At 69.7% G+C, this 17,805-nt stretch carries 17 protein-coding genes; 11 read left to right on the top strand and 6 right to left on the bottom strand.

Going from position 1 to position 17,805, the window contains the following annotated elements:
* The first annotated feature begins 41 nt into the window (after positions 1–41).
* Positions 42–701 carry a response regulator gene (locus ABT130_RS37045; RefSeq protein ID WP_350963633.1) on the top strand — a complete coding sequence of 220 codons (660 nt, stop codon included), beginning with the start codon at positions 42–44 and terminating at the stop codon, positions 699–701.
* A gap of 173 nt (positions 702–874) precedes the next feature.
* Here ABT130_RS37045 and argH read toward each other — a convergent pair whose 3' ends face one another.
* The 5 genes from argH to ABT130_RS37020 form a co-directional block, all read right to left on the bottom strand.
* On the bottom strand, positions 875–2,392 hold the full coding sequence (gene argH, locus ABT130_RS37040; protein ID WP_350963631.1) for an argininosuccinate lyase: 1,518 nt from the start codon (positions 2,390–2,392) through the stop codon (positions 875–877).
* Positions 2,389–3,291, bottom strand: coding sequence for an arginase family protein (locus ABT130_RS37035; protein ID WP_350963628.1), 903 nt, complete (start codon positions 3,289–3,291; stop codon positions 2,389–2,391). Before ABT130_RS37035 ends, argH begins: the two co-directional genes overlap by 4 nt.
* Before the next feature lie 41 nt (positions 3,292–3,332).
* A complete protein-coding gene (locus ABT130_RS37030; RefSeq protein WP_350912054.1) occupies positions 3,333–4,103 on the bottom strand; it encodes an amino acid ABC transporter ATP-binding protein in 771 nt (256 codons plus the stop codon).
* On the bottom strand, positions 4,100–5,011 hold the full coding sequence (locus ABT130_RS37025; RefSeq protein WP_350912056.1) for an amino acid ABC transporter permease: 912 nt from the start codon (positions 5,009–5,011) through the stop codon (positions 4,100–4,102). Before ABT130_RS37025 ends, ABT130_RS37030 begins: the two co-directional genes overlap by 4 nt.
* Before the next feature lie 117 nt (positions 5,012–5,128).
* On the bottom strand, positions 5,129–6,712 hold the full coding sequence (locus tag ABT130_RS37020; RefSeq protein WP_350963625.1) for a PucR family transcriptional regulator: 1,584 nt from the start codon (positions 6,710–6,712) through the stop codon (positions 5,129–5,131).
* Positions 6,713–6,918: 206 nt separating this feature from the next.
* Between ABT130_RS37020 and ABT130_RS37015 the strand changes: the two genes are divergently transcribed.
* The 7 genes from ABT130_RS37015 to ABT130_RS36985 all read left to right on the top strand — a co-directional run bounded on the left by ABT130_RS37015 (position 6,919) and on the right by ABT130_RS36985 (position 13,671).
* Positions 6,919–7,818, top strand: a complete 900-nt coding sequence (locus tag ABT130_RS37015) for an ABC transporter substrate-binding protein (RefSeq protein ID WP_350963623.1) — start codon at positions 6,919–6,921, stop codon at positions 7,816–7,818.
* A 2-nt stretch (positions 7,819–7,820) separates the two neighbouring features.
* A complete protein-coding gene (locus ABT130_RS37010) occupies positions 7,821–9,044 on the top strand; it encodes an amidohydrolase family protein (protein WP_350963621.1) in 1,224 nt (407 codons plus the stop codon).
* Positions 9,044–10,075: a zinc-binding dehydrogenase gene (locus ABT130_RS37005; protein WP_350963619.1), complete on the top strand. Its 1,032-nt coding sequence runs from the start codon at positions 9,044–9,046 to the stop codon at positions 10,073–10,075. The genes ABT130_RS37010 and ABT130_RS37005 overlap by 1 nt, the downstream gene beginning before the upstream one ends.
* Positions 10,072–11,112: an LLM class flavin-dependent oxidoreductase gene (locus ABT130_RS37000; protein WP_350963617.1), complete on the top strand. Its 1,041-nt coding sequence runs from the start codon at positions 10,072–10,074 to the stop codon at positions 11,110–11,112. Before ABT130_RS37005 ends, ABT130_RS37000 begins: the two co-directional genes overlap by 4 nt.
* Before the next feature lie 289 nt (positions 11,113–11,401).
* Entirely contained in the window at positions 11,402–12,127 is a 726-nt protein-coding gene (locus ABT130_RS36995; protein WP_350912068.1) for a helix-turn-helix transcriptional regulator, read from the top strand.
* Between the two features lie 69 nt (positions 12,128–12,196).
* Positions 12,197–12,733, top strand: coding sequence for a hypothetical protein (locus ABT130_RS36990; protein WP_350963614.1), 537 nt, complete (start codon positions 12,197–12,199; stop codon positions 12,731–12,733).
* Positions 12,734–12,927: 194 nt separating this feature from the next.
* Positions 12,928–13,671: a hypothetical protein gene (locus ABT130_RS36985; protein ID WP_350963611.1), complete on the top strand. Its 744-nt coding sequence runs from the start codon at positions 12,928–12,930 to the stop codon at positions 13,669–13,671.
* A 213-nt stretch (positions 13,672–13,884) separates the two neighbouring features.
* On the opposite strand, the gene aztA is transcribed toward ABT130_RS36985, so the two are convergent.
* Entirely contained in the window at positions 13,885–14,649 is a 765-nt protein-coding gene (gene aztA / locus ABT130_RS36980) for a zinc ABC transporter ATP-binding protein AztA (RefSeq protein WP_451935463.1), read from the bottom strand.
* A gap of 53 nt (positions 14,650–14,702) precedes the next feature.
* Between aztA and aztB the strand changes: the two genes are divergently transcribed.
* The 3 genes from aztB to aztC are packed head-to-tail and all read left to right on the top strand — an operon-like array spanning position 14,703 to position 17,742.
* Positions 14,703–15,581, top strand: coding sequence for a zinc ABC transporter permease AztB (gene aztB, locus ABT130_RS36975; protein ID WP_350912071.1), 879 nt, complete (start codon positions 14,703–14,705; stop codon positions 15,579–15,581).
* A complete protein-coding gene (locus tag ABT130_RS36970) occupies positions 15,581–16,795 on the top strand; it encodes an ABC transporter (RefSeq protein WP_350963642.1) in 1,215 nt (404 codons plus the stop codon). Before aztB ends, ABT130_RS36970 begins: the two co-directional genes overlap by 1 nt.
* Complete coding sequence (aztC, locus tag ABT130_RS36965) at positions 16,792–17,742, top strand: zinc ABC transporter substrate-binding protein AztC (protein ID WP_451935464.1); 951 nt, start codon at positions 16,792–16,794, stop codon at positions 17,740–17,742. The genes ABT130_RS36970 and aztC overlap by 4 nt, the downstream gene beginning before the upstream one ends.
* Positions 17,743–17,805 lie beyond the last annotated feature (63 nt).

Raw genomic sequence — 17,805 nt, 5'->3', positions numbered from 1 at the left:
GGGTCTGTTACAAACCGAGGACTACGCCCGCGCGGTGATCATTGCTGGGAGACCCGAACCGCACGACGCAGAGGACACCCATCGACGGGTCATGGGTCAGGCACGGTTTCGCCGCGGCGCTGAACGCCCAGCCGGACATCAACGTCGTGGGCACCGCCGCGGACGGGGCCGAGGCGGTGCGGCTGGCCAGGGAGTCCCGGCCCGACGTGGCGCTGATGGACATCAGGATGCCGGAGCTGAACGGCATCGAGGCGGTCCGTCAGATCGTCGCCGAGCTGCCCACCCGGGCACTCATGATCACCACTTTCGATCTGGACGACTACGTGTACGACGCGCTCTCCGCGGGGGCGAGCGGGTTCCTGCTCAAGGACGTCAGGGTGAAGGACCTGGTGGAGTCGGTCCGGGTGATCGCGCGTGGGGACGCGTTACTCGCTCCCCAGGTGACCAGGCGGCTGATCGCCGAGTTCGCCAGGCAGCGGCCCCGCTCGTGCCCTCCCGCCGACCTCACCCCTCGCGAGCTCGAGGTGCTGCGGCTGATCGCGAAGGGCCGGTCCAACGCCGAGATCGCCGGAGAGCTGGTCGTCACCGAGCACACCGTCAAGACGCACGTCGCCCGGCTGCTGGCCAAACTAGGCCTGCGCGACCGCGCCCAGGCCATCGTCTACGCCTACGAGTCGGGACTCGTCGTTCCCTACGCCTGAAGCGGGCCCATACGCGCACCGACGACGAGGCGGATCCGGGAGAGGAGTCGCTCTTTCGGTTCTGGCCGGCTCCCATCACCGAGAAGTCTTCCTTCGGTACGGCCGGATCCATCCAGGGATTGATCGAATAGGTCACGGCGAAAGATACTCACGCCGAGTGGCCGTACAGATCATCAGAGGGCGTCCTCCGAAACAAGGGCGTCGATGGCCGCCTCCAGCGCCGCCTCGGCACCGGCCACCTGCTGCCGCAGCTCCTCGACCCGGCGCCGATCGGCGGCCAGCCGTTCGGCGAACAGGGCGGACTCCCGCCGGACCGCATCGGGCGACGGGCCGCCGTAGATGGTTCGCCGAGCGACGAAGGCGCGCGGGTCCATGGCCTCCGCGAACTGCTCTTCGGTCAGGCCGCTTCTCCGCCCGATGACCTGCCCTGCCGCCTCGTCGAGCAGATCCAGGGCCACCACCGAGGTGCCCAGGCCGCGCTCGACGGCGAGCCGGACGAAGACGCCGACGATCTGGTGCGCATGACGCCAGTCGAGCCCGGTGTGCCTGACCAGCGCGGTGGCGACGTCGGTCACCTGCGCCCAGTGCGCGCCCGCCTGTCTGGCCATCCGGTCCCGGTCGACGCGAAGATCGGCGAGGATCCCGACGGTGTCCCCCAGCTTGCCGGTGATCGCCGCCGCCATCGACCACAGCGCTTGCTGTGAATAGCGTCGTTCCAGGATCGGGAAGCCGGTCGGCCCGCGCTCGGCGGTGATCACTCCCACCAGAGCGGCGAGCGCCTGAGCGGCAACCGACTTGATGTCCTCCAGCGCGTCCGGGTTCTTCTTCTGCGGCATGATGCTGCTCGTGCCGCAGTACCGGTCGGGCAGTTCGATGTACGCGAACTCGGACGTCGACCAGAGATAGAGGTCGTCGGCCATCCGGGCCAGCGTGGCACCGGTGGTGGCGAGCAGTGCCGCCGCCTCCATCTCCAGGTCATGGCTGAGGATCGCGTCCATGGTGTGCGGCAGCGGGGCGTCGAACCCGAGGAGGCCGGCGACCCGGTGCCGGTCGATCGGCAGGTCGCTGCCGGTCAGGATGGCCGCGCCGGCGGGCGAGACGTTGAGCCGGCCATGGAAGCCGAGGAACCGCTCGGCGTCGCGCGCGAAGGCCTGTTCGAACATGGTGGCCCAGTGCGCCAGGGTGGTCGGCTGGGCGTGCTGGCCGTGGGTGTAACCGGGCATGATCGTGTCACGGTGCGCCTCGGCCAGGCTGAGGAGTACGGCCCGCACGTCCGTGAGGGCCGGCAGCAGGGCGTGGAGGTGCCGGCGGATGGTCATCCTCCGGGCCACCTCGATCAGGTCTCCGGAGCTGCGTCCGAGGTGGATCCGCCCGCCGGTCTCGGCGCCGAGCACGGTGATCAGATACTGCTCGCCGGAGTGCATCCCGCCTCCGGCCTCGATCCGGGCCTCCGCGACACCACGGGCCTCCATGCCGCGCAGTGCTTTGAGGATCGCCTGGCCGTCGGCGGGGTCGAGCAGGCCCTGCTCGGTGAGCATCACCGTGTGTGCCTTGTCGAAGGCGTGGATCGCGGGCAGGGAATCGCCGAGCAGTTCCGTACGGTGGCTCTGCAGGTGTGGCAGCTGCTCCTCGGTCAGCCGGATGCCGGTCCCTCGGAAGCCTTGGTAGCCGTGGCTCTGGTCGGCGCTCATCGACGCACCGCGCCCGAGCCCGAGACGGCGAAGTGGAACAGCAGATACGCGGTGAGTGTCGCGGTCGTCGCCGTGGCATGGTCGGTCAGCGGGTTGACCTCGGTGACGGCGAACGCGTCGCAGTAGGGCGCCAGCAGGCGGACCGCCTCCAGTGCTTCGCCCGAGGTGAGACCGCCGGGTTCGTGCGCGCCGGCCCCAGGGGCGAACGCCGGGTCGATCGCGTCGATGTCGAAGGACAGGAAGAGGTGGTCGGCGCCGGAGACCCGGTCGAGGATCTGCTCGACCGCGGAAACCGGGCCGAGCGCCTGGAACTCCCGGGCGGTGATGTGGGTCAGCCCGGACTTGCGCTTGAACTCGGCCGAGGACGGGAAGTTGAAGTGGCGCACGGCGACCTGGATACAGTCGCCGGCATTGACGCGCTCCAGTTCCAGGCTGCGCCGCATGCCACTGGACTGGCTGACCCGGCCCTGGTGGCGGTTGTGGTCGAGCAGGTCGAGATGCGCGTCGAAGTGCACGATGCCCACCCGGCCGGGCAACGCCTCGTGCACCCCTCGGGCGCAGGGGAAGAGGACGGAGTCGTCGCCGCCGATGACGATCGGTGTGCGGCCGGCTCCCAGCGAGTCGGCGACCGCGGTGGAGCAGGCGTCGAGGGTGGCCAGGATGTCGTGCCCGACCACCTCGACGTCACCCCGGTCACGGAGCAGGTCGTCGCCGACCTCGTGCACCGAGTCGCTCTCCAAGGAGTAGATGGCGCCGTTCTCAATGCGCTGGGTGATCCAACGCAGCGCGTCGCGGACCCGAGCGGGTGCGTATCGCGAACCCGGCCAGCCCAACGTCGAGCCCCCGTCGAACGGGACTCCCCACACGTCGAACTTCCGCGTCTCCTGACGACGTGGCATTCCTGACCTTTCGCTAGGCCTCAAGATGTCTGGTGTGTGGTTCAGCCGAGGACGCGGGAGAGGAACTCCCGGGTTCTCGGGTGTTGCGGTGTGTTGAGCACCTCGGCCGGGGGCCCGCTCTCGACGACGACGCCGTCGTCCATGAAGACGAGCGTGTCGCCGACCTCGCGGGCGAAGCCGACCTCGTGGGTGACGACGACCATGGGCATGCCCTCGGCGGCCAGCCCCTTCATCACGTCGAGCACCTCGCCGACCAGTTCCGGGTCGAGCGCGGATGTGGGCTCGTCGAAGAGCATCAGATGGGGCTGCATCGCCAGGGCTCGGGCGATCGCGACCCGCTGCTGCTGCCCGCCGCTGAGCTGGGCCGGGTAGGCGTCGTACTTGTCGCTCAGCCCGACCCGGTCGAGCAGCTTGCGGGCGGCGGTGAGCGCGTCGGCGCGGTTGTGCCTTAGGGCGCGCAGCGGCCCCTCGATCACGTTGCCGAGCGCGGTCATGTGCGGAAACAGGTTGAACCGTTGGAAGACCATGCCGATACCGCGGCGCTGGCGCGCGATCTCCCGCTCGGTCAGCTCGTACAGTCTGCCCCGGTGCAGCCGGTAGCCGACCAGCTCGTCGCGGACCCACAACTCGCCGTCGTCGACGCGTTCGAGCTGGTTGATGCACCGCAGGAACGTGCTCTTGCCGGAGCCGGACGGCCCCATCAGGCACAGCACCTCCCCGGCGTGCACCTCGAGGGACACGCCGCGCAGTACGTGGACCGGCCCATATGACTTGTGCACCTCGATGGCCCGGACGATGGACGTCCCACTCATGCCGCGTCTCCCTTCCCGGCGCGCCCGGCCGAGCGACCGGTACGTCTCGCCGAGGGCTGGAAGCCGCGCCCGACGCGCTGCTCCACGAAGTGCTGGGCCACGCTGAGCACCGAGACGACGACGAGGTACCAGATCGCTGCGACGACGAGCAGTTCGATGACCCGGTTGTTGGCGTAGTAGATGAACTCGGCGCTCTCAAGGATCTCGCCGTACGAGATCACCGCCGCCAGCGAGGACGTCTTCAGGGTGCTGATGAACTCGTTGCCCAGTGGAGGCAGGATGACCCGCATGGCCTGCGGCAGCACCACCCGGTGGCGGATCTGCCCCGGGGTCAGGCTGATCGCCTGGGCGGCCTCGATCTGCCCCCGATCGACCGAGAGGATGCCGGCCCGGACGAGTTCGGCGGTGTAGGCGCTCATGTGGAGGCCGAGGCCGAGCAGCGCGGCCATGAACGGCGTCATCACGTCGATCATGCGCACCTGGAAGCCGCCGAAGCCGATGGTCGGGAAGACCAACGCCAGATTGTACCAGATGAGCAGCTGGAGCAGGACCGGGATGCCACGGAACAGCCAGATGTACCCGAAGGCGACCGAGCGCATGACCGGGTTGGCCGACATCCGCATCACGGCCACCACCACGCCGAGGACGATGGCGAGGGCCATCGACGCCAACGTGATCACGATGGTGTTGCCCAGTCCGTGCAGGATCGCCTCGGCGGTGAGGTAGCGTCCGACGACCGACCACTCGATGCCGCCCTGGGCGAATGCCATACCCACCAGGGCGATCAGGGCGAGCACCACCGCCGCTGAGATCCACCGGCCGTAGTGCCGGAGCGGCACACGTTCGAGCCCGGCAAGTCGCCCCGGCCCGGGCACAGCGGCGGCAGTTGTCCGCTCAGTGCTCGTCATTGCTCTCTCCCGTCTGCGTTGGGGTGAGTCTTGCCGCTGCGACAAGGGACGCGATACCTGACAGGAGGTCGATTTTTCCGGCCCTGGCCACTACCACTTGTCCAGTGCCGGGGCGATCTAGACGCCGTCGCCGGGGCGGTCGGCCGCCGAGGCGTCCGCGACGTCGTCCCCCGATTCGGCCGCGCCGTCGGCGAGCAGTGCGAGCCACAGCTCCATCCGGGCGTACGCCGAGTTGAGGTCGCGGCCGGTGATCCGCTCGATCCGGTCGATCCGGGCGCGCAGCGTGTGCCGGTGCACCCCCAGTTCGGTGGCGGTCTCGTTCCAGTGGCCGTTGTGCGCCAGGAACGCGCGCAGGGTGGCCTTCAACGGGCCTTCGCGTCCACGGTCGTGCTGCTGGAGCTGCCCCAGGACCCGGCGTACGAAGCTGGCGAGGGCCTGCGGCGACTGGGCCCGCAGCAGCATCTGCAGGGTCTCCAGGTCGTCGAAGCGGGTCACCGCCCGCCGCTCCGCCTGGCCGACCTCGGCCGCGTGGACGGCGGCCCGGTACGACTGCTCGATGCCCTCGGCCGAGACCACGTCACCCAGCCCGAGCACCGCCGCCGGCCGCACCGAGGCCAGCCGGGCCAGCGTCGTGCCGGTCTGCTCGGAGTCGTTCGTGAGCACCACCACCCGGGTGTGCGGCCCGGAAGTCTGAGCGACCACGGCACCCGGGAGGTCGGCCTCGCTCATCAGCTCGGTGACCTGGTCGTACAGCTGGCCGCCGCGGCCGGCCGGGCACAGGTAGACGGCGGCCCGTAGCGCATCGGGATCCAGGTCCCAGCCGGCCAGGTGCTGCCTCGCGACCGGGAGCGCGACCGCGCCGCGCAGCAGATGGCCCAGGGTGTCGGCGCGGAGCCGGCGTAGCTGACGGCCGGCCGCGTGCGAGCGCTCCATCTCCAGCGACAGCAGGGCCACCCCACCGGCGAGGACCATCCGGCTGTAGTCGTCGACCCCGCCCGGTACCGCGGCGACGAGGAATCCGCGCATCCGGCCCCGGGCTTCGAGGGGGTGGATCACGATCGACTCGTGCGGGCTGACCATCGAGCTGCTCGATCGGATGCCCCGCTCCCGGGTACGCATGATGTCCGGTAGCAGGGTCGGCAGCCGCTCGGCCGCCTCCGGCGGCCAGGACCGTACGACGGCCGCGGAGGTGTCGGTGAGTATCGCCCACCCGCCCAGGACATTGGCGATCGCCGTGATGACGCCCCCTCGGCCGGACTCCAGGGCGGCGGCGGTGAGCGCCTGCTGGGCGTCGAACGCCCGCGCGATGGTGTCCCGCCGCTCGGCGGCGAGCAGGTTGGACACGCCCTCGGAGATGGCCACGTACGGGGCGTCGACCGGGACCTCCAGCACCGGAAGGCCGCGCTCCTCGGCGGCCACGAGCAGGGGCTCGGGTACCTCCGGGTGCCCCAGCCCGATGCCGAATCCGAGGCCGGCCAGGCCCGCGTCCGCGAGCCGGTGCAGGTATGGTGCGAACTGTTCGATATCTTCGATCTTGAGGCCGGTGGTGAGCAGCAGCTCCCCGCCGCGCAGCCAGGGTGTCGGGTCGGCGGTCTCGCTGACGTGCACCCATCGGACCTCGTTGCCGAGTCCGGCCGCACCGGCCACCACCCGCAGGTTCAGGTCGGGCAGCGCCAGGACGTGTTCGATCGTGACTCCCACCGGATACCCACTCTCTCGGTTCTCGGTCACCGCCTCGGTCGACGTGACCTGGCCCTGAAGTACAGTCTAATTTGGGCAAGCTGGACAAGATGTCCCCTTCCGATGACATGGCCGTCGCTTGAAAACTGGGGGCCACGCTCGCCGGGGTCGCCGGCGGCCATGCGGGGTCCGCGGTGCGGCCCATCCGCGAACCCGGAGGAGACAGAGTGAGAAAATCAGCCATGTGGGTAGGCGCGGCGGTCGTCGTCGCGCTCCTCGCCGGTTGTGGCAGCGATGCCGACGAGTCGGCGGCCCCCTCGTCGTCGGACAACCCGCTCAACGCGATGCTGCCGGACGCCATCCGCGCGTCCGGTCGGCTGAACGTGGGGAACAGTCCGGTCTATCCGCCGATGTCCTACCTCCCGGAGGGGACGGAGGACAAGGAGAAGCGGCAGGGCTTCGACGTTGATCTGGCCCGGGCCATCGGCGACAAGCTCGGGGTGAAGGTCGCATTGGTGACCCAGGAGTACGAGCAGTACATCCCGTCGCTGGCGACAGGGAGGATCGACCTGGTCCACTCGGCCATGCAGGACCTGGAGTCGCGCCGGGAGACGGTCGACTTCGTCGACTACTACACGACCGGTCCGCAGCTGTTCGGCCTGGCGGACAAGGTCGGCGGGTTCAGCACCGAGGCTGATGTGTGCGGGCAGAAGGTGGCGGTGGACAGCGGCGACACCGGCTACCGGAACGCGCTCAGCGAGTTCAGCAAGAACGTCTGCGCGGCGGCGGGCAAGCCGGCGATCCAGGAACTGACCACCAACGGCACTGCCGACGCCCTCCTGCAGCTTGAGCAGGGGCGCGCGGATGTCGGTATCCGTGGCGCGGAGTCCATCCGGTATGTCGTCAACGAGCAGTCACCCGGAAAGTACGCGCTGATCGGCAAGCCGATCGCGGAGATCCCGGTCGGCATCGCGGTCAGCAAGAAGCAGAACGAGCTCCGGGACGCGGTGGCGGCGGCGCTGAAGGCGCTCATGGAGGACGGCAGCTACGCGAAGCTCGGCGAGAAGTGGGGACTGTCGGACATCCTGCGCCCCGCCGTGACGATCAACGGTCAGTCGGCGGGCTGACCATGACCCTCACCATCCTGCACGGCGGCACCGTGCTCACCCCGCGGTCGGCGGGTATCGCCGAGGTTGTGATCGGTGGGCGCGACATTCTGGCCGTCGTACCGGTGGATGAATCCAGAGCGGGTACGCCCGGCGGCCCGGTGGGGATCACCACCGGGCCGCCGGGCACGGTCGTCCATGACTGCGCGGGGCTGATCGTGGCGCCGGGGGTCGTCGACGGGCACCTGCACATCCTCGGTGGCGGTGGCGGTTCCGGGTACCACAGCAGGATTCCGGAGCTGCCCGCTGACGTGATCGTCGAGGCCGGCACCACCACCTGCGTCGGAATGCCCGGTGTCGACCCGATCAGCAAGAGCCCGGAAGCCCTGCTCGCCCGGACGTACGCGCTTCCGGTCACCGGTCCGCGTGCCTGGGCGATGGCCGGCGGGTTCCACTGGCCACCACCGACCGTAACCGGGTCGCTGGTACGCGACCTGTACCTGCTGCCGCACCTGGTGGGTGTCAAGATCGCTCTGTATGAGCACAAGGCGACCTGCCCGGACCTCGCCGAGCTGACCCGCCTGCTCCGGGAACTGGAGTGGGCGGCCGGTGCCACCGGGAAGGCCTGCCTGTTGCACGTACACCTCGGTACCGAGGTCGGGGATCCGGATCTGCTCGCGCGGGCGCTGGACGGATCCGGCGCGAACCCGCGACGGCTTCAGGTGACCCACGCCAACTACAGCCCCGCGACGCTCGACGTCGCCGGTCGGCTCGGCTCGGCCGGCTCCTGGGTCGACGTCAACCCACTGATCAACCCGGCCCGCATCGCCGGCGCCGTGGCACCGACCGCGGCGGTGGCGGAACTGCTCGCCCGGGGCGTGCCGGCCGACCAGATCACGCTCAGCAGCGACGGCAACGCGTCGGTGCCGCGTACGCTGCCCGACGGCTCGTGGGAACGCTTCGCCCACCGGGTGGAGTTGCTGCCGACCGTACGGGCCCTGGCCGAGGCGGGCATCCTCGACGTGCCGGACGCCCTGGCCCTGGCGACCCGCAACCCGGCCACGGCCCTGCGACTCGACGGCGTCGGGACGCTGCGGGCCGGCGGGCCGGCGGACGTCGCCGTGCTCGACATGGATCTGCGGGTCCGCCGGGTGTTCCGGGACGGCGTGGAGGTCGTCCGTGACGGACGCGCGACCGCGCCCACACCGTTCCGTCCCGAATCCCCATCGGCCGCTGGAGAACGCTGATGCGTCAAGTGCTGTTCACCGATCCGGCGAGCGGATCACCGGCCGGTCCGCCGATGCCGGTCTGGGTGGACGCTCCCACCCCGGCACCCGGCGCCGGTCAGGTGCTGATCGAGGTGTACGCCTCCGGTCTGAACCGCGCCGACCTGTTGCAACGCGACGCCGACTATCAGCCGCCCGCGGGCGAGTCCGCGGTGCCGGGGCTGGAATGCGCCGGCCGGATCGTCGCATCAGGTCCCGGCGTCACCGGCTGGCAGGTCGGAGACCTGGTGTGCGCGTTGCTCGGCAGCGGAGGCTACGCGTCGCACGTGCTCGTGCCGCAGGACCTCCTGCTTCCGGTACCCGACGGATGGAGCCTGGCCGAGGCCGCAGCGCTGCCCGAGGCGCTGGCCACGGCATGGTGGAATCTGCGGACACGTGCCGACCTCCGTCCCGGCGACCGGGTGCTGGTGCACGCGGCGAACTCCGGCGTCGGCACCATGGCCGTACGCTTGGCCCGATCGCTCGGAGCCACAGTGGCCGGCACCGTACGCACTCCCATGCTGGCCGAACGTGTGCGTGCCCTCGGCGCGGACCCCGTTGTGGTCTCCACCTCGCCCGACGCCGAGGAAGCCCTGCGCAGGCAGGCACCGGACGGCTTCGACGTCGTGCTCGACCTCGTTGGCGCGGCCGTCTCCGGGCTCACCCTCGCCGGCCTTCGTACCAACGGGCGCTGGCTCTGCGTAGGCGTCCTGGGCGGCGACGAGGTCCCGCTCAGCCTGCGTGAAGTGATCCGGCGCCGACTCATCCTGACCGGCGGATCGCTGCGCGCTCTTCCCACCGCCGAGAAGGCCGCCATCATCGCCGACCTGCGACGTGCCCGCCCATGGGCTGGGCCGGACGGTGTCCGGCCGGTGATCGCCGCCGCTTATCCGGCTGCCGACATCGCAGCGGCGCTAGGCCGCCTCGAACGCGGCGGCTTGCTCGGCAAGATCGTCCTCGACGTATCAGCCCACCACGACGCACCTGTCATCGACCTCACGGAGCCGCTGTGATCCAGCCAGCACCCGCCTCGCCCCCGTCGTCGACCCCTGTCGGGCTCGCGCTGGGGTATGACCCGGCAGTCACCATACGCGAGATGGCGGCGTCGGCCGCCGCCGCGGAACGGGCCGGTTTCGACACCGCCTTCTTCTCCGAGACGCTGTTCACCAACCGCGACTCGGTCAGCGCGCTCACCGCCTTCGGGCTGGCCACCCAGCGCGTCACCCTCGGCGCCACCCAGGTGGTGCGGTTGCGCAGCCCGCTGGTGATGGCGCAGACGGCGGCGACCCTGGACGAGCTCAGCGGTGGGCGGCTCGTGCTGGTGGTCGGCGCGTTCACCGCCAAACACGCCGCCCGCAACGGCCGCCCGATGACCGATCCGATCACCACCCTGCGGGAGTACGTCGAATCCATCCGCGCGCTCCTCAGCGGGGAAGCGGTCACCTACCGTGGCGAGGTCGTACAACTCGACAACGTGGCTCTGAACTTCACCCCGGTCCGGGCCGACATCCCGATCTGGATCGCGGCGGCGAGCCGCCGGGGTCTCATCAACGCGGCGGCACTCGGCGACGGTGTGCTGCTGGACGCCGGCGCCTCTCCGGAGTATTCGGCCAACGCCGTCGAACTCCTCCGCCAGAGCTGCGAGAAGATCGGCCGCGACCCGGGCGAGCTGGCCGTGGCTCAGCTGATCAACACCTCCATCGAGGACGATCGCGCCGCCGCGGTCGCCGCGATCCGCTGGGAGGTGGCGACAAAGTTCAAGCACGCCTCGACACCGAAGGCGAAGATGTCGGTGGGTGAGCCGACCATCAATCCGGACGACCTGCCCCGGTTCGCCGCCGCCTTCGAACAGGGTGGTGAGGCGGCGCTCCAGGAGGTTTTGCCGGAGCACTACGTCACCTCGCTCACCGCGACCGGAACGGTCGCGGACGTCCGGGCCAGGATCGCGGCGTACCGGCAGGCCGGCGTCACCATGCCACTGGTCCGCCCGGCGGCACCGCACCAACTCGACCGCCTGTTGTCCACGTTCGGAACCGGCGGCACTCGTTAGATCCGCGCCCGGCAACAGCCCCCGGGCATCGCCTTGAAGGCGGTCGGCTGACCTGACCTATGGTGGACGTCGAAGACTGCCCGGCGGGTGAGTCCGATGCCTTTGGAAGACGACCTGAACGGGTGGCGTCATGGCCGGCCGTCCTGACAGCCGGCGGATGCGTGACGGGCGGACGCCGGTCGCCGGGCCGGCTGCCCTTCCGTTGGCACGGTGCGCATCGCATCGGTCAGAATCTGCCAGTGGTGCCCGCGTTGGGGGTGAGGGGTGGCGCGGCCGGCGAAGGAGGCGTGTGGACGAGAGCGTGTCGTTGGCTCAGCTTGCCCATCGGCTGGAAGAGGTGGTCGGTGAGCTGCGCGGTATCCCCGTCGACGTCGAGCGGCTGGAGGACAGCGAGCTCGTCCGGCAGCAGATCGCGCAGGCCACTCACTCGGCGGGTGAGCTGCGCGCCATGCACCCGGTGGGCTCGTCGGAGAAGGGCCGTCAGGAGCAGAAGAGCAGGCGCAGCGTGCTCGATGCCCTGCGGCGCGGCATGGCGATGCGCACGATCGTCCACGCGAGCGTGTTGGACGATCCGCGCAAGGCGGCCCGGATCAGGGAGCTGCACGCCGCCGGTAACCTGCACCGTGTCATCGACGAGCCGATCCAGCAACTGCTCGTCTTCGACCGCGCAGTGGCGTTCGTCCGGATCACCCCGGTCGCCTACTCGCCGGGCGCCCTGGTGATCAGGCAGCAGAGTCTGATCACCACCCTCATCGACCTGTTCGAGCAGACCTGGGCCAGGGCCAGGGAGGTCACTGAGCCGACGCACCGGCTGACCCCGCGCGAGCGCGAGGTGCTCGCTCTGATCGCCGAAGGGCGCTCCAACAGCGCCATCGCCCGCGCGCTGTCGATCACGGAGGCGGCCGTCGGTAAGCACGTGGCCGGCGTGTTCGTCAAGCTGGAGCTACCCGCGACTCAGGACGACAACCGGCGGGTGCTGGCGGTGCTCGCCTATCTGCGCGGCGCGGCGCGGTAGTGCCAGGCCTACCTGCTTCTCGCCCCAGCCCCAATGCAGACGGAATCCGGCATGGACTTCAATGACGTCATGCAACGAATGACTGGATCGCTGATTGGCGCGATCTTTGGCGCGGTCTTCGTCCTCGTCAACGCGCAGAGCCCGCTGAACGCCGTGACCGTGAACTTCCTGCGGGTGGCCGCCTGCCTGGGGGCCGCGAGTGTTGTCGCCATGTGGTTCGCCACAGCCCGGAGGAAACAGCCCGCCGCGGGCCCGCGGCGGAACATGTTCGGCCGTGGCTACCTGATCGTCGTCGCTGCCGAGGCGATCCTGCTCTTCGGCGGAGTCCGGCTGCTCACCGCCTGGGGACGTCCTGAGCAGACCAACGTGGCCTGGGTGGCGTTCGTGGTCGGTGTGCACTTCATCGCGTTGGCGCCTGTCTGGAAGGACTGGAGCATCGCCGTACTCGGGGTGGTTCTCACCCTGCTCGGTGCCGCCGGTCTCGTTCTGGCGTCGACGGCCGCCGTCGCCTGGGTGCCGTTCGTCAGCGGTGTGCTGTCCGGGGTGGTGCTCCTGATCGGCACCGTCACCTTCGGCTGGCGCGCCATGACAGCTCGGACGGCCTAGCCAGGCTGCCCGCTGCGGAATTGATCACGCAGCGGGCCGGGTGCTCACCTGGTCGGGACGAGCGGTTTTCGCGCACGGCCGGACCCGGCGTTGGAGATCATCGATCTGCCACCATGACGGATCAGGTCTCGAGGTCCGAACAGCGTGCGTGTTCCATCATGTTCGGTGAGGGGACTGCCCGGTGGGTGAGTCCGATGCCTTTGGAAGACGACCTGAAGGGGAGCGTCATGGTCGACCGTCCTGACGGCTGGCGGATGCGTGACGGGCGGACGCTGGTCGCCGGGCCGGTGGAGCCGTGGGACGCGGCTCCTCCCGGCCTCGATGAGATCTTTGGCGGTGAGCCCGCCGGCGAGGGCGGTGCGGGTGTCCGCACCCACTACGCGCTGGACGCCTTGGGGGCGGTGGACCGGGTGTACGACACCCGGGTGTTCTCGCTGGAGGACGAGTCGTACGTGACGGCGTACCGGGTCGAGGGGGACGCGCTGTACGCGCACCACTTCGTCTACGACCACCGGCACGCCGAGGGGCGGCACGAACGATCGCTCGAATGCGCGGGGCTGATCCCGCTGGCTCCGGCACGGGTACCGCCGTTGGAACGGATCCTGGTCGCGGTCGCCGAGCTGGCCGACCGCGAACGGGCCGAGGCCGCGGTCCGCAGGGGCGGGCTCGACGCGGTACGCGCGTCCTTCGCCTCGGCGCTGCCGGAGCACCCGGGGGGCGGCGTGCTCCGGCTGGAGCTGACCCTGGAGGGGGAGCGGCCGGTCGTACGGCTGAGCGGAGGGCGCGTCCTGTGGCGGGCCACGACGGCGGACCACACCCACCGGGAACTGCTGGCCCTGCTGCGGGCCGTCCTGCCCGCCAGGTACGGCGACGGACCGGTCGAACTCGTACCGTCGCCGGACATCGTCGACCACGGCTTCTGGGACCCCTGGAACTGACCTCTCCGTGGGCTTGGGGCACGGCACTGCCACACCTCGGACAGGCGTTCACGTCCTGAGACGGAAAGCCGTGTGCCGCATTCGGGTACCGGGGCCGGCGCGAGGTCCTCATCCTCCGGCGATCACCGCCAGGGAGATTCACCGCGTGCGCGGCGTGAACCGGACGATCGGCCGGAGGGTTCCCTGTCCCTGCCCCGGTCGCCTCCCACGCGATCAGCCGCTGCGCAGCCCGTGACCGAGTGCTTCAGAACGGCTCCGGATCAGCAGTGACAGTGCGGGAAGTCCCCAGATCCGTTCCAGGACCTCCGGTCGCAGCACCGTGACGGGGGAGCCCTCCGCGACGAGCCGGCCTTCCCCGAGTAGCAGGCAGTGCTCCGCGCGCATCGCCGCGGCGAGGTCGTGTGTCGCCTGAACCACTGTGACACCGCGGCTTTTCGCGTCGTCGAGAACTTCGGAGATGCGCTGCTGGGCCCGGAGGTCGAGTCCTGCCGTCGGTTCGTCGAGCAGAAGCAGGTCCGACTCCTGCGCGAGCCCCTGTGCGACCAGGGCGCGCTGGCGCTGGCCTCCCGAGAGCGAGCCCAGTCGCCGACAGGCCAGGTCGAGAATGCCAAGGCGTGCCATGCATTCGTCGACAACCGACCAGTCGTGTTTCGACAGCCGTCTCCACGGACCCCGATGTGCCCATCGCCCCATGGCCACGGCCTCCCGGACGGTGATCGGCAGGGTGTCGGAGACCGCGCTGCGCTGCATGACGAAGCCGGGCCGCTGTGCGTTCGTGCGTTCGACGGAGCCGGACACCGGGCGGATGACCTGGGCGAACACCTTCAAAAGGGTGGACTTTCCGCACCCGTTCGGACCGACGACGACCGTCATGCGGGAGCGGGGGATCCGAGCCGTGAGCCCGTGCAGGACCATCCGCCGTCCGTAACCGGCGGTGAGACCGCTGATCATGATCGCTGGTTCCTGCTGAGTGCGCACGGCGACACCTTCCATTTGAAATCGATAACGGTTTTCATTATATGGTGTTCGTCATGGAATGGTTGTTAGATCCCTTTGAGGTGTCCTTCGTACGGCAGGCACTCTGGGGTGGGATCCTCGTCTCCCTCATTTGCGCTCTGGCCGGAACGTGGGTGGTCCTGCGTGGCATGGCCTTCCTGGGCGACGCCATGTCTCACGGGATGCTTCCGGGAGTGGCGCTCGCCTCGCTGGCAGGCGGTGATCTTCTTCTCGGAGCCGCGCTCAGCGCGGGTGCGATGGTGCTCGGCGTGGCGGTGCTCAGCAGGTCGTCCCGGTTGTCACAGGACACGAGCATCGGCCTGCTCTTCGCGGGCATGCTCTCCCTGGGAGTGATCATCGTCTCGCACTCCCGGTCCTTCGCGGTTGACCTGACGGGCTTCCTCTTCGGCGACGTTCTCGCGGTTCGCCGGGAGGACCTGCTCCGTCTCGCCGTCGCGCTGCTCATCGCCGTCGCCGTCTCGGCGCTCGGCTACCGGCTCTTCGTCGCACTGTCCTTCGACTCGCGCAAAGCGCACACCCTGGGGCTGCGACCACGGCTGGCCCACGCCCTCCTGCTGGGGCTCGTCACACTCGCCGTCGTCGCCTCGTTCCACGTCGTCGGCACCCTCCTCGTCTTCGGCCTCCTCATCGCTCCACCGGCGGCGACGGCCCTGTGGGCGCGGCGGATACCGATGATCATGCTCGGTGCCGCACTGCTCGGCATCGGCTCGACAGCGGCCGGCCTGACCGTCTCGTGGCACCTGGGCACGGCGGCGGGCGCGACGATCGCCGCGGTGGCCGTGTCGTTGTTCTTCCTGTCGGCGCTGGCCGCCCTCCTGCGGCACCGCCTGCCACGCTCCGGCCCGCCCGTCACCGCCGGTGGCGCCCACAAGAACGTCGAGTACTCATCGTGATGCAGAGCAGGCAGCCCTTCACGGCGCTCGCCGCGACCGTCTGCGTGGGGACCCTGCTGGCCGGGTGCACCTCGCACAGCGAGAGCAAGGCCACGCCGGGGAGACAACAGGCGGCTCCTCACGGCTACGTCGAAGGAGCGGAGGAGACCGCCGAGCCGCAGCCCCGTCTCGTCGTGGCCGACGGTGACACCGGGGCGGTGCACGTCCTCGACCTGATCACCGAGGAGGTCTTCGAGGTGGGCGTCGCCGAAGGCGTCGACGGCATCAGCGGGGACGGCCGCTTCGCCTACCTCACCACCACGGGCAAGACGATGCACGTCATCGACGGTGGCGCCTGGACCGTCGACCACGGTGACCACTCCCACTACTACCGGGCCGGGACGCGCAACGTCGGCTCGGTCGAAGGAGGGCGCCCGGATGGCGTCAACAGCGATGTGGCCGTCACGGCTGTGTCCTTCGACAACGGTGCGGTGAACCTCCTTGATCGCGCCAAGCTCGAGAAGGGCGAGATCACCGAGATCGCCATGGCCGACGCGGGCGAGCACCGCGGCACCGTCGTCCCCTACCGGGAGCACCTGCTCGTGTCGGCAGCCGGCACGGTGGAAGTGCGCACCAGGAGCGGCAGACCGGTCACCAGGATCGGCGAACCCTGCCCGGAACCGCAGGGAGAGGCCGTGACACGTCGCGGTGTCGTCTTCGGATGCGCCGACGGCGCTCTGTTGGTCATCGAGGACGGCGGCGAGTTCAGCGGGGAGAAGATCGGCTACCCCGAGAAGACGTCCGGGGATGACCGTGCCCGGGAGTTCAGCCATCGTCCCGGAAGCACGACACTGGCCGCGAAGGCCGGAGACCGGGGCGTCTGGGTGCTCGACGTCTCCGCCAGAAGGTGGGAACTCGTGGAAACCGGGCCCACGGTGGCTGTGAACGCCGTCGGCGACAGAGCACCCGTCCTCTCCCTGACGGCGGACGGCACGCTGCGTGCGTTCGATCCCAGATCCGGCAAGGAGACCGCCAGGACCAGGTTGCTCGCCCGGCCCCTGCCCGAATCCGGCGATGTGATCTCCCCGACCATCCAGGTCGACACCAGCCGCGCCTATATCAACGACCCGGCCGCGAAAGCGGTCTACGAGATCGACTACAACGACGACCTGAGGCGTGCCCGCACGTTCAAGCTCGACTTCACCCCCGCGCACATGGTGGAGACGGGGCGGTGACCGAGGCGACTCCATGGTGCCCGGGTGCGCCGCGGCGTGCCGTCGTCGCCCTCGCGGCCGTCGTCTTCGGAGCGCTCGTCTCGCTGACGGGGTGTGCGGACACCGGTGGCCGGCGTTCCGGGGTGGTCGTCACCACGAACATCCTCGGAGACATCACCCGCAACGTCGTCGGCGGCGAGACCGGCGTGACCGTGCTGATGAAAACGGACTCCGATCCCCACTCCTTCGGAATCTCGGCTCGGCAGGCGGCCCAGATCGAGGATGCCGCGCTCATCGTGTACAACGGCCTCGGCCTTGAGGAGGGGGTTCTGCGCAACGTTCAGGCGGCGCGGGACGCCGGGGTTCCCACCCTCGCCGTGGGAGACGGAGTCGATCCGATCCGCTACACCACCGACGACATGGCAGGGCAGCCCGACCCGCACTTCTGGACGGACCCGCGCCGGGTCTCCAGGGCCGTCGACCTGATCGCCGAACGAGTCATCGAAGAAGTCGACGGTGTCGACGCCGCGGCGATCCGGGCGAACGCAGTCGCGTATCGCGGAAAACTCGAAGAGCTCGACGCCTGGATGGGAAAACGGTTCGAGGTCATTCCGCCTGGCCGGCGCAGTCTGGTGACCAACCACCATGTCTTCGGCTACTTCGCGGAGCGGTATGACTTCGAGGTCATCGGTGCCGTGATTCCGAGTGGTACGACACTCGCCTCCCCGAGCGCCGCGGATCTGAAATCACTCGCGGACGCGATCCGCAGGGCCAAGGTGACGGCGGTTTTCGCCGACTCCGCACAGCCCGATCGCCTCGCACAGGTCCTGGCCTCGGAAGCCGGTCTGGATGTCCGGGTCATCGAGCTCTTCTCGGAGTCCCTGAGCAAGGAGGGGGGCGCTTCCACATATGTGGAGATGATGCGCTCCAACACCGCGGCGATAGTGGACGGCCTCGGCAAAAGGTGAGGCGGGTCCCTTCAGCACGTCGGCGGCAATGGCCGCGACGTCGCTTTCCGGAGCAACTCCATG

The sequence above is a fragment of the Streptosporangium sp. NPDC001681 genome (assembly GCF_040298085.1).
In the GTDB taxonomy this organism is placed as follows: domain Bacteria; phylum Actinomycetota; class Actinomycetes; order Streptosporangiales; family Streptosporangiaceae; genus Streptosporangium.
This window is presented reverse-complemented; position numbering and strand designations above follow the sequence as displayed.